This window comes from Chitinophaga ginsengisoli (assembly GCF_003014595.1).
Taxonomy (GTDB): Bacteria; Bacteroidota; Bacteroidia; order Chitinophagales; family Chitinophagaceae; genus Chitinophaga; species Chitinophaga ginsengisoli.
Window position 1 is genome coordinate 52,545 of sequence record NZ_PYGK01000005.1, and the last position, 14,494, is coordinate 67,038.

A 14,494-nucleotide genomic window follows, 5' to 3' on the forward strand; every position below is an offset into this window, starting at 1 on the left:
AGATCAATTTCGAACTCCTTATGAGAAAAAATCTATCATTATATTTTCTACTGATGATCGTTACAATTGCTTCCTGCCGGAAGTACGACGATGTTTTTGATAAATCTCCGGACACCAGGATCAATGAAACGCTGGCAGCATATAATGATGCGTTGACAGGTGCTCCCTATGGCTGGAAGGCGCTTGTATATCCTTCCGGCCTGCCTAACACGGCATTCGGATTCTACTTCAAATTTGATACCACCAACAGGGTGGATATGTTCTCAGACTTCGACTCTTTGTCTTCCGTTACAGTGAGACAGAGCAGTTTCCGCCTGAAATCACTACAGCAGCCCTGCCTGTTGTTTGACACTTATTCTTATATCCATGTGTTATGTGATCCCGATGCCAGCAAGAATCAAGGCTACTATGGAAAAGGATTGTTCTCTGACTTTGAATTTTCTATAGATGGTATCTATGGCGACACCATAAAACTTACAGGACGTCTGAATGGCAGTAAGGCCATTCTCGTTAAAGCTACCTCCAAGGAGGCACAGGATTATTACGATAAAAAACGGAACTGGGAGTTCAACAATATTTCCCGGTTCCTTACTTATTTCAAACAGATGGCCGTGGGTAACAACAAATACGATGTGTATGTTGACAAGCTGTATCGCCAGATCAATTTCGTACGCCCTGATGGTAATGAAGTAAGGACCATTACAGTCAATTATATTTTCGACGGTAATGGTATTGCATTCGAAACTCCCTTCCGTGATGGCGCCCTTACCTTTTCTTCATTTACAGATATCAGGTGGGATGCATCCGCACAGAAGATGACAGTGAAAGCGGGTGAGAATACTGCTGTCATTACTGGTGTGATTAAGCCAATGGTGGTGGATGTAACTGCCGGGCAGCGCTGGTACAACCAGGCTGCATCAACTGGTTCTTACTGGGTCTCTACAACAGGATTCCACATTAATGGTATAGATGATGCCTATAATGTGGCTGGTATTGCAGGTTTCCGCTTTATGTTCTATTACCCCAATTATGGTGAAGGATATGACTTTGCCGGTATTGTACCGGAGGGTTATGCCTATGGTCCGGCCTTTAAGCCCACATTCAGATCCAATGGCACTACCACTTTTACTTATCCCGACGGAGGTTGGGGTGAAATTCCCGATGCCGCCGCTGCTACCATGAGTCTTATCGTTACCAAATACCAGGAAAGTGAAGGATTCTACTTTGTGCAGACAGGCAATAGTTCCTATGATATGGTGAATGTAAAAGATGCCCGCAGCTGGATCAGCTGGCAGCAATAATATCATCACCCTATCATTCATCCAAGAAAGAAATATTAAAAACAAACAGCCATGAAAAATCAGCCTGTTTCTGTATTATACAAGGCTTCATTATACCTGGTCATACTGCTGTTATCTGTACTGCGGCTTTCTGCGCAGGTAGATATCACGATCGGGTCCAATAGCGGGGCCAATGGTAGTTCGTCATATCCCTGCCCATTACAGGATTATTATGAAGGTTCCAGGGCACAATACCTGTACCGAGCCAGTGAAATGATAGCTGCAGGTATGCAACCCGGGTTCATCAACGCAGTGAAGTTTACTGTAAATAATGTGAACAACACCGGCGCTATAGACGGATATACCATTAAGATCGCTACTACAGCAAAGGCGTCTCTGGACGCCAATGTATGGGAGCCTTCAGGTAACGCTGTATTCGGTCCGGTGAACTACCAGCCGGTTACCGGCGTAAATAGTTTTGCCGTATTGCCGACCTTCTTCTGGAATGGTACAGACAATCTGCTGGTGGAAGTATGTAACGGTGGCTCTGGATTTACATCGAATCCGAGTATAAGATGGACAACAGGTCTGAGTTTTAATGGCTCTCATACATTCAGGTCTGATGGTTTGGGTAACCTCTGTGGTACCGGCAACACCGGTAACTCCGGCACGATGACTACCCGGCCTGACATTATACTGAACTATACACCCGCTGCTGCATGTACCGGTGTGCCTGAAGCAGGTACGACTGTTACATCAGCAACTACTGTATGCGGAGGGAACAGTTTTGCACTGAGCCTCACAGGAAATACAGCTGCTACAGGGTTAACCTATCAGTGGCAATCTTCTCCAAATAATACAACATGGACAGATATTCCTGGTGCTAATACTGCTTTCCTGAACAGAACACAAACTTCAAGTACTTACTACCGTTGTGTGGTAACCTGTACGGGTAGCAGTAGCAGTGATAACTCTACTGCTGTGCAGGTAGTAAGTCCGGCCCTCGTCCACGGTTGGTTTACCATCGATAAAAATTCTCCTGCCGGTGGCGGTAACTTTACCTCATTCAATGCCGCTTATGACTATATCAAATGTGGTATAGACGGCCCTGTAGTATTTAACGTGGCGCCAGGCAGCGGTATATATGATGAACAACTGATCATCACACCCGTAAGTGGTGCTTCCGCTACCAACACCATTACCTTCAATGGTGCGGGGCAGACCATTACCTACCTTCCTACCAAACAGTCAGAATCTGCTGTGATCAAACTGAATGGTGCGGATTATTTTAGTTTCAATAACCTGAAGATAGTACCCAAAGGAACAACCTCTTCCCAATGGGGCTTCGGTGTACAGTTGATCAATGATGCAGACTTTAATACAATTGATAGTTGTATTATTCCTATACAGCAAACCCTTACCTCCACTTCTTATGCCGGTATCGTGGTCAGCGCTTCTGACACCGATCCGGTGGGAAGGGGAACTGCCAGTTGTGATGACAATACTTTCAGTTATAACACCATCACAGGCGGATATTACGGTATTACCCTGGTAGGTAGCTCCACAGTGGCCAATCAGCGTAATAAGGTACTGAATAATAAGATCAGTGAGTTTTATAACAGAGGAGTGTATGTACACGGCGCATTTAATGCCATTATAAAGAACAACATCTTTAGCAGGGCAACGCGTTCCAGTGTAACCACTTTCACAGCGATCGGCCTCTCAGACCTGAGTACAAAAGTGATCATAGATGGGAACCGTATCAGCAACCCGTTTGGGGCTGCACTGACCAACACATCTGCTTTCTATGGTATACTGCTGGAAAATGTGGATGCAATAACCGGTCTGGAAAATGAGGTGATCAACAACCTGGTCTACGGTCTGAACGGTAATGGTACCCGTTACGCTATTTACAATAACGGCTCCAGCAATGTAAGGATCTATCACAATACCCTCTCGATGGATGGTACTTCTACTACCAACAACAGCTCCTCAAGAATTGCAGGTTATAACCAGAGTTCTTCAGCAGCAGGAGTGGAGTTTATCAACAATATCATCACACTGACAGGTACTTCGAATATTTCTCAGTATGGTATCTACTTTGATAATGCCTATCCTACAAGTGATGTCATTTCTGATAAGAACAACATCTTTATCAATCCGCTGGCGGCCAACAAGTATACCGGCTACTATGAAAAGAACCTGCCTACTCTCAGTGACTGGCAGGCAAGCAGTCTGCAGGACGCCAGCTCTTTTGCGGTTAATCCTTTCTACCAGGATATACCGGGTGCTAACTATTCCGCTACCAGCGCCATGTTGAATAACAGGGGTGCGGTAGTGAATGTAGCTATTGATATCAATAATGCATCCCGCAATGTAAGTGCTCCTGACCTGGGAGCCTATGAGTTCACGCCTCCTCCGTGCGTAACGCCACCTACGGGAGGTAACGCACAGGTGAGCAGGCCGGTAGTGTGTGCCGGTAACCAGGTGATATTGAGTCTGTCAGGCAACACAATGGGTATGTCGCAAACCTACCAGTGGCAATATTCTACTACTGCGGCTGGTCCATATACAAACATGGGCTCGCCATCAGAATATGCGGATAGTACAATCACGGCAACAAGCACGCTATACTACAGGGCTGCACTGACCTGCGGGGTCAGCACCAGTTATTCGGCACCGGTGTTGCTGACAGTGAATAACGCATTGCCAGGCAATACTTATACGATCGACAAAAATACCCCGGCCAGCCCTACCAACTTCGTGAGCTTTAATGCGGCCAAAGAGGCCATGCTTTGTGGTATATCCGGTCCGGTGATCTTTGAGGTCGTTGCAGGGCGTTCCACTTATGAAGAACAGCTGGTACTGGATTCTATACCGGGTACTTCCGCTATCAATACGATCACTTTCAGAGGTAATGGCAACACCATTCATTTCAGTGGTGACAATACAGCTGAAAGAGCCGTGATCAAACTGCGTAAGGCAGATCATATCACCTTCGACAGTCTGCGGATAGATGCGACAGGTACAGGTGCTTATGGTTATGGCGTACAGCTGTTCAACCATGCCGACAGCAATACCATTACAAGGTGTGAGATCATTGTAAAAGCGGATGCGACAAATGCGCAATACAATGGTATCGTCGTTAGTTCTTCTGATCAGGATGCAGATAACTCAACAGGTAACAACTGGTGTGACGCCAACGTATTCAGTAAGAATAAAATTTCCGGTGGATATTATGGTATCGCGCTGGCAGGCATCAACAACGGTATAACAAAGAACAATATAGTTGCCGGCAATAAGGTACTGGACTACTACAGCGCCGGTATCAGACTAAGATATAGCACCGGCAACCAGATAGTGGAGAATACCATCGACCGTCCGACCCGTCAGGATAACGACTGGAGCGTATATGGTATCTCGCTGGGTGGACGTGCTGACGCAGCTACCATTGCCCGTAATAAGATCGCCAATGCTACGCCACAGGCAAATGATTATACTTACTATGGTATTTCACTGGATAATCTATCCATCGACGATATGAAGCCGGATACCGTTGTGAACAACATCATCTACAACCTGAACAGCACTAGTAGCCGTTACGGTATTTATGTGGCATGGACTGCCAATATAGTTATTACTCACAATACGGTATCTGTAGACCGTGCAGGAAGTGATCTGACATGGGAGGAGTCCAAAGGCGCCTATATCAACTTTAGCGATAATGTGAAATTCACCAACAATAATATCACTGTAACCAGTACAGGAACAGCCCCAAAACACGCAATAGAGATCAATGGTGGAACTGTTTCCCATCAGAATAATAACTACTTCGTGAAAGCCAGCGGTACGGAAAACTATACCGGCTACTTTAACGGAGACCGCAAGACATTGGCTGACTGGAAGACTGCTACACAGCAGGATACTTCCGCAACAGACTATGATCCTATCTATACAGACCTGGCCGGTGGCAACCTGTCTCCGTTATTCTACAAGATGGATAACACAGGTACGCCGGAAGGTATTGCTATTGACATCCTGGGCAAGCCAAGAAGTGCTACTACGCCAGACGTGGGCGCTTATGAAATAAGCATGCCGCTTTGCCAGACGCCTATCAACGCAGGTAAGGCAGTGGTCAATCCTTCTTCCGGTATCTGTATGGGTACAATGATCTCGCTCGATCTGGTGGATAATGCTACAGCCGGCAAGCTCACTTATCAGTGGCAGGCATCTTACTCCGCTGCTGGTCCCTGGGTATATATCAGTGATACCGCATACATCCCGGCACTGAAAACAGAACTGGGTGCTAACAATTACTTCCGTTGTCAGCTGGTATGTAGCAATACAGATACAGCATGGTCTGTGGCCACTTCGGTAAATATGAACCAGCCACTTATCAAAGGCATCTATACCATTAACCCAACTGGTACAGGCAGCAGGAACTTCACTTCATTCAAATCGGCCGTAGCTGCTATGGAATGTGGTATTGCCGGTGAAGTGATCTTTGATGTAGTGCCAGGCACTTATACTGAACAGGTATATATGCACAGGATCCCTGGTGCATCAGATACCAGTCGTGTAACCTTCCGCAGCCAGAACGGTAACCCTGCTTCCGTTACACTGACCTTTGCAGGTACCACGGCTAATAACTATGTACTGAAGCTCGACAGCGCCAGCTATATAACCTATAAGAATATCACTATCACTGCCAGCAATGCTACCAACGGACGTGCAGTCGTATTTGATGGTAATGCTATCAAAGACAGCCTCCTGAACAATACGATCAATATGCCTGCAGTAACAGTAGACAATACTAATACAGTAGGTGTATTCGCGGAAGATTTCAAAGGTGGTAATATCACGATCGTTGGCAACACCATTAAGAATGGTGCCAGCGGTATCCACTTCTCCGGTCCTTCGGATGTAGAGCAGGTGCATGGCTTGTTGATAGATAGCAACAAGGTAAGCGGCAGCTATACAAGCGGTATCAATGTCAATAACGTAACCCGCCCGGTAGTAACAAAGAACGAAGTTGAGATAAAAGATCCGCTGGCCGCTGCTGCATACGGTATTGTTTTGACTCATGGTGACACCGCTTACAGGGTAACTAACAACACCGTTACGATCAGCAACACCAGTGGTAACATATGGGGCATCGCCCTCAGGGACTGTCAGGGTTCAGCTGCAGCTACCGGATTAATAGAGGCAAACAGAATAGTAGCAGTAACAGGCAATACCGGTATGATCTGGGGATTTGCGAACGACGGTGCGACTTACAATACCACGGTAAACAACGTGATCAGTGTGAAGACGACCGGCCCGGTAGCCTATGGCCTGCACAGCAACCAGGGTAATAACATCAACTACTATAATAACTCTGTATACAACGCTTCTACAGCCGTAGGTGCAAACGTAGCGGGATACTTCTCTCATACAAATGCGACTGAAGGCAACGTGAAACTGCGCAACAATATCTTCTCTAATGAAGGTGGTGGCGTAGCAGCAGAAATAGTGTTTAGTGACTTTATCAACAGCGACTATAATACGTATTATACAACAGGTCCGGTACTGATTTCAAGAAGTGGTACAAATGATGATTACGATAACCTGACAGACTGGATTGCCGCTTCCGACCTGGATATCAGTTCCATTGTATATAAACCTGCCTTTGCCAATACGACCACACTGGAACCTGAACTGACCAACCCGGATGTCTGGGCTATCCATGGTCGTGGTGTACAGATACCAGGTAATGATCATGATATCAACAAACAATCCAGACCAGTTACCTTAACAGCTGGTGTGCCTGACATGGGTGCCTATGAATTCCTGCCAACGGCACAGCCGACTGTCCTGCAGGCGATACCTGCAACACCGGCTCCTGGTATTACCCAGCAGTTCCTCTATGGTTCCGATACCGTAGCGAAGATCACCTGGGATCCTAATACCGCCGTACCAACAGGCATCACCCTGAAACGTTACTCTGGTGTAGTACCGCCAAATCTGGCGCCGGGTACACAATTCATGTACTTCTATACAGATGTGGATGTAACCGGTGGGGGCGCCTATAAATTCAACCTGGAACAGTTCTATGTAGATTCCTGGCTGGGGTACCTTGACAGGGAAAAGAATATCCGCCTGGGTAGAACAGATGCTGCCAACACCTGGATCATCAATGACAGCAGTACAGTAGATGTAGCGAAGAATATCATTGCTGATACCGCCCTCCAATATCTAGACAAATTCACTGGCTTAAGAGGTAAACTGATATTTGAACATGAAGGTCCTGCCGGTGCAGATACTTCTAATACAGGCACCCGTTTCTGGGTAGGGTATGGTCACAACAGGTCTTTCATGACCAACAACAACCAGAACCTGGCCCTCTACCTGGTAGCCGGACAAACAGATGCACATGTAGTAGTGAAAGTAAATGGCACAGCCTGGGGTAAAGATTACACGGTGCCTGCCAACACTTACCTGACTACCGATATGATCCCTAAATCAGGACTGAGTGATGCTCGTCTGACAGGTGAAGGTTTATATCCTTTCGGCATCAGTATCGAGAGTGATGCACCGATTACAGCATATGCACATCAATATGGATCACAAACAGCGGGCGCCACATTGCTGATGCCGGTGGGTACTTACGGTTATGAATACCGCCCGATGTCGGCCCGCCAGCTGGGAGATGCTAATTCCTTCTCATGGTTCTATATCATTGCAGATAATGACAGTACCGTAGTAGAGATCACACCATCACAGGCAACTATTGGTGGACATGCAGCTGGTCAGCCGTTCACTGTAACACTGAACAGAGGTGAAGTGTACCAGGTATTAGGCGCAATGAAAGACCAGGATGAAGGTAATGACCTCTCTGGTAGTATCGTACGCTCCATACAGAATGCGAATGGCAAGTGTTACCCGGTAGCCGTATTCTCTGGTAACAGCTATACTGCCTTCAGTTGCGGTGGTACAGGTGGATTTGGCTCTGACGGCGATAACGTGGTACAACAGAACCAGCCAACACAATCATGGGGTAAGTCCTTCATGACCGCACCATCCTCAGGTATGGCTGACCCGATACGCCTCATGACCAATATCTACCGTGTACTGGTGAAAGATCCTGCTACCATAGTGACCAGGAACAATACACCGCTGACAGGTCTGATCAATAACAGCTATTATGAATTTGAAAGTAAGACGGCTGATTATATCGTGGCCGATAAACCAGTAACGGTGGCACAATACTTCACCATCGACGGCTCCTGCAACAATGCACCGGGTGGCGACGTAGACATGGTATACCTCACACCGGTAGAGCAGGCAGTGAAGAAGGCTACTTTCTACCGCAACAATGAAGCAGGGGTAAACTATAATTTCGTTACCCTGGTGATTCATAAACAAGGTCTGAACTCCCTCCTGATAGATGGTAGTAACGCGTTCAGCTATGCTTATAATCATCCGAACAGACCAAACTATGTAGTGATAGTAAGACGCTGGGATGCTGGTGATGCATTGAGCACGATAAAGAGTGACTCAGCCTTTACCGCTATTACCTACGGTTTTGGTACTGACGTAAGTTATGCGCATAACGTGGGTATGCAGATCAGGAACCTGAATGTGCAGCCTGCTATCACCAACATAAATAACGGAACAGGTAATAAGAGCACTTATACCTGTGCTAAGACTCCGTTCCGCCTCACGGCCCTGCTGCCAATCGTGCCAGCTACGCTGACATGGCAACTGAGCCAGGTAAGCAACCTGCAGCCTGCTGCAGATGTAGTAACAAACAACCCGGTACCTGTAGACACGCTGTTGATCGATGGTCAGACTTATTACAAGTATGAGATCGCGACAGACTATACGTTCACAACCCCTGGTACTTACCAGATCCCGGTAAAAGTGACCAATCCTGACATTACCAGCTGTGACAACAGTATCACTACTTACCTGAGCGTAAAAGTGATCGCTGCACCATTGGTTGACTTCTCTGTCAGCTACAATGGCTGTATCAGTGACATCGCTGTATTCAACGGAACAGCAGTGACTGAGAATAATGCAGCGATCAGTAAATGGGAATGGAAGTTCGGTGATGGTGGTACTGCCAATACCCGTAGTGTGACCAAACAGTACGCGGCGGCTGGTAGCTATACCGAAGAACTGAAGGTGATCACAAAAGATGGTTGTGTAGGCGATACCGTGAAAACAATAGAAGTAAACGAACCGGTAGCGGCTGCGCTTAATGCCGATACGCTGAGGATCTGTGCACATACAGATGCCACCTTCTCAGTAAAGAACCCTGATGCGAATGCCTCGTACAACTGGTACAACGCAGCTACGGGCGGTGCATTGATCAAGGCTGGTGCAACACTTGAAATAAAAGATGCAACAAGTCCGGCGGTATACTATGTAGAAACAACAAAAGGTGGTTGTGCCGGTATGGCCCGTACACCTGCAGTATTGCTGGTATTGCCGCAGCTGGGAACACCGGTGCTCAAAGCAGATTCAGTAGGCGTAGACCTGATCCGTTTTACCTGGAATGAGATCAGCGGAGCCGCAGGCTACCTGGTATCGCTCGATAATGGCGCTACCTGGATCACACCTTCTTCCGGCGCGCAGGGACTGGAACATGTAATAAAAGGCCTTAAACCACAGCAGTCGGTAACACTGCTGGTGAAGGCTACCGGTTGTGAGGATAAAGTATCCCAGGCGGTTACTGGTAAAACATTACCTGATGGCGTTTATATCCCTTCAGGCTTCTCACCAAACGGAGATGGATTGAATGATGTATGGCAGGTATATGGTGCAGTGGTAAGAGAGATCCATTTCATGGTATTCAACCAGTGGGGTGAGAAGATATTCGAATCCAACAGTCAGCACCTCGGATGGGATGGTAGTTACAAAGGCAAGGCACAGCCTTCCGGCGTATACATCTACATCTGCAAACTGAAATTGGCTGATGGTACCCAGGTAGACAGAAAGGGTACGCTCAACCTCTTGAGGTAATACTAAAAATGGTTTTATGGAGAAATGGACGTTACTTTCAATCAGACGATTCTTTGCTTGCTATTGCTCTCCGCCTTATGGCGGGGGCACTGGCAGCAGGAAATTGTTCGGCAGTCTGACAACTATCCTGTTAATGCTGCTGACTTGTTTGCAAACCCATGGTCAGAACTTATCCAACAAAGGTAAAAGCTTCTGGGTTGGATATGGCCACCACCAGTTTATGGAGCCTAACAGGGGCAACTCACAGGAAATGGTATTGTACCTGAGTGCAGAGGAACCGGCCAATGTAACGGTGACTATAGATGGCACTACCTGGACAAGAACCTACAGCATTCCTGCCAACACTGTTATTGCTACAGACCAGATTCCCAAAACGGGCACCTTCGATGCCAGGTTGTATTCAGTACCACCTACATTCGGTGGTACAGGAGGAGAGGGACTCTTTACCAAAAAAGGGATCCATATCGTGAGCGATGTACCTATCGTAGCATATGCGCACATATATGGATCTGCCTCTTCAGGCGCAACGATGCTGATGCCGGAAGACACCTGGGGATATTATTATGTATCGCTGAACAGCCAGCAGGACTATGATTTTGACTGCTTCTCCTGGATGTTTGTAGTAGCGAAAGACAATAATACCCGGGTAGAGATCACACCATCTGTACCAACCCGTAATGGCAAGCTGCCCGGTGTGCCTTTCACAGTTACACTGAATAAAGGAGAGATCTACCAGGTGATAGGCGCCTCCTTAGGAGGTAGTTCCGGTTACGAGATGACGGGTACCACCGTAAAGTCTATCGCTAATGCAAATGACACCTGTTTCCCTATAGCGGTATTCTCTGGTAGCAGTCGAACTACTATCGCCTGTGTGGGTAATTTCGGCTCCAGTGGCGATAACAATATACAGCAGGTCTTTCCTTCCCAGGCATGGGGAAAACGTTATCTCACCGCACCTACTTCTACGGATAATGTGGCCGGTAGTTTTATGACCAATCCATATAAAGTGGTGGTGAAAGATCCGACTACGATCGTGAAGCGCAATGGTGTGCAGCTAACGGGGCTCCAAAGTAATGCATACTACGAATTTGAAAGTAGTACACCAGACTATATAGAATCAGATAAACCAGTTCTTGTTGCCCAATATATGGCATCCACCGGCGCCTGTCCTAATACGGGCGGCGATGGTGATCCGGAAATGATCTACCTCAGCCCTGTTGAACAATCTATTAAGAGGATAGGATTTTACAGGAATAACAGGGAGAATATCCGGGTGAATTATCTTACCCTGATCATTCCCACAAAAGGAATGGAAACACTGAAAATTGATGGTCAGGCTAATGCCTGGACCTTTACTACCCCGCATCCAAACAAACCGGGTTATTCTGTAGTCGTAAAAAGATGGAATTCCAACCAGGCACAGGCTATAGTACAAAGTGATTCTGCATTCACAGCTGTTACTTATGGTTTAGGTTCTGTGGAAAGCTATGGATATAATGCGGGCACGCTTATTAATAACCTGAACGTAATAGGTGTGATTCACAATGAACAGGACACCTCCTCTTATAAAAATGCATATACCTGTACACAGACACCTGTAGAACTGTCGGTGCTCCTGGCATACAAGCCGACAGCCATGCAATGGAACATCAGCAAGCTGGGAAACCAGATCACCCCCAATGCAGATGTATCGCTCACCAATCCTCAGCCTACCGGCGAAGAACTGGTGAATGGCGTGCCGTACTATAAATATACTTTACCGGGTACTTATCTCTTCAGTACCATCGGTACTTACGAGATACCCATTACCAATACACATCCGAGTATTGAAAAATGCGATCACAAAGAAGAAGTAAAGATCACTGTAGATGTAAAGCGTAAGCCGACAGCCTCCTTCAAAATTGATTTTACAGGTTGTACAATGGATACGGTTTACTTCAAAGGTGATAGCAGCGGCAATGGGTATGATATCGACCGCTGGAAATGGCTCTTCCCGGGAGCTGTGCAGGACAGTGGCGCATTGGTGAAACGCAGGTTCCCTGTGGGACAACAGAATATTAAACTGAGTGTGATCTCCAAGGAAGGATGTCTGGCTGATACGACCATTCCGGTGACGGTTGTAGCTAAACCGGTAGCTGACTTTACAACGGCACCTGCTGCACTTTGTGAAGGTGGCAGTGTTAATCTGACAGATCAGGCTACTTATGGTGGTACGGCGCCGATGAAGAACTGGTACTGGAACTTTGGCAACGATACTACAGCATCTCTGGATAAGGGAACAGCGCAAACAGCTCACTATTCCAAATTCGGCACATATACAGTATCGCATGTTGTAAAGATCAGTGACCTGTGTGTGAGTGATACCGTGAAGAAACAGATACAGGTCAATGCAAAACCGGTGTTAGGCTTCACTTATCCGGCCAGCTGCCTGGATGCAAATGGTCTTGTACAGTTCACCAGTTCAACCACTGTACCCGATGGACAGGCCATCACTACGTATGCCTGGAACTTCGGAGATGCCAATGCGACGCCCACAAATCCTAACACTTCGGCTGTAGCCAATCCACAGCACAACTATACCAACTTCGGTACTTATGATATCAAGTATACTGTTACCACTGCGCAGGGATGTACCAAAGACACAACCGTGTCTGCTACTTTTAACCTGAAGCCCCGTTTAGCATTCACTGCTTTGCCGGCAGTGTGTGTGAACGACAAGCGGATCATATCAGTAGCAAAAGGCAGTGTAACAAATGGCGTTACAGGTACCGGGGCTTATAAAGGCCCGGGCGTATCTCCCGACGGTATGTTTGACCCGATGACTGCCGGACCAGGCACCCATACCCTCTGGTATGTATTCACTACAAAGGGTGGTTGTATCGATTCTGTATCTGCTGCCATTACCGTACATCCGAAACCACAACCTGCTTTCACTGCCAATGAGAGTATCTGTTTAGGAGAGACGGTGAATTTTGCAGATCAGTCAACCATCAGTACAGGTAACATTACAAGCTGGAAATGGTCTTTCGGAGATGGTAACGACGAAACACATACAAACAATACTCCTTTCGATAAAACTTACACCGCCTGGAATACATACAATGTAAAACTGGTAACAGTAAGTAATAACGGCTGTATCAGTGACACAGCCTCCCGGACGATTGCGGTGCATGCATTGCCGGTTACAGACTTTGCATTGCCAGGCAGCATATGTATACCTGATGGCACTGCCAGCTTCACGAACCAATCTGCTATTCCTGATAATGCCGGGCTGACCTATCAGTGGACTTTCGGTGATGGCGGCGTATCAACAACAGCGTCTCCGGTTCATAATTACAGGGCTGCAGGCAGCTACACAGTATCGCTGATTACAACTTCAGTATATGGTTGTACCTCCAGCAAAGAAAAAGTGCTGAGTAGCTTCTTCTCTCAGCCGACGGCCGACTTCTCTGTTGCACCGGATACACTGTGCCAGGGTGCTGACAACATCTTTACAGACAGAAGTGTAGATGCTGGTAACAATATCGTTTCATGGGCATGGACGTTCGGTGATGGTAGTGGAGCAACAGACAAGAATCCGGTGAAGCGTTACAGTCAGCCGGGTAACTATCCCGTGCAGCTGGTCGTAACCAATGGAGCAGGCTGTGTATCTGAACCATTCACCAGCAACGTAGTGGTATATCTGCAGCCGGTAATAGATGCAGGGCGGTCCTTCATCGTGCCACAAGGTACGCCGGTAACATTCAATGCTACTGCCAACGATTCTACAGTGCTTAAATTCCACTGGTCGCCACCCAATGGCCTGTCTGATCCTGGAGCGCTGAGACCAACGCTGCAGCCTATGGAAGACCAGGTATATACGCTGACAGCTATTGGAGACGGCGGTTGTATAGCGACAGATGAACTGTCGGTGAAAGTATTCAAACACGTAACAATACCTAATGTTTTTTCTCCGAATGGTGACCAGATAAATGACAGATGGGAGCTGACCAACCTGTCTGAATATGCGGATTGCACGGTAGAAGTGTTCAACCGCTACGGACAACGTGTGTACTACTCAGAGGGCTATAAGACGCCATGGGATGGTACTTACAAAGGACACTTATTACCACAGGCTACGTACTACTATATCATAAAACTAAAGAATGGATTTGCACCACTGACAGGGTATGTAGTCATTTTACTTTAACAACTTCTAAAAATATCGA

General features: G+C 47.0%; 3 protein-coding genes. All 3 read left to right on the plus strand.

Annotated elements, in window-relative coordinates; translation table 11 throughout:
• The first annotated feature begins 20 nt into the window (after nucleotides 1-20).
• Genes CLV42_RS13895 through CLV42_RS13905 form a run of 3 tightly spaced genes read left to right on the plus strand, consistent with a single transcriptional unit; the run spans nucleotide 21 to nucleotide 14,475 of the window.
• Nucleotides 21-1,301, plus strand: coding sequence for a DUF4302 domain-containing protein (locus CLV42_RS13895; protein WP_106602529.1), 1,281 nt, complete (start codon nucleotides 21-23; stop codon nucleotides 1,299-1,301).
• A gap of 51 nt (nucleotides 1,302-1,352) precedes the next feature.
• Entirely contained in the window at nucleotides 1,353-10,286 is an 8,934-nt protein-coding gene (locus CLV42_RS13900; protein WP_106602530.1) for an Ig-like domain-containing protein, read from the plus strand.
• Between the two features lie 16 nt (nucleotides 10,287-10,302).
• Nucleotides 10,303-14,475 (plus strand): PKD domain-containing protein, encoded by a 4,173-nt coding sequence (locus tag CLV42_RS13905; RefSeq protein WP_106602531.1) that lies wholly within the window; start codon nucleotides 10,303-10,305, stop codon nucleotides 14,473-14,475.
• Nucleotides 14,476-14,494 lie beyond the last annotated feature (19 nt).

What these genes read in the sequence shown, in the direction of transcription:
- CLV42_RS13900 (WP_106602530.1), top strand. Translation starts at nt 1,353, where the DNA reads ATGAAAAATCAGCCTGTTTCTGTATTATACAAGGCTTCATTATACCTG.
- CLV42_RS13905 (WP_106602531.1), top strand. Translation starts at nt 10,303, where the DNA reads ATGGAGAAATGGACGTTACTTTCAATCAGACGATTCTTTGCTTGCTAT.
- CLV42_RS13895 (WP_106602529.1), top strand. Translation starts at nt 21, where the DNA reads ATGAGAAAAAATCTATCATTATATTTTCTACTGATGATCGTTACAATT.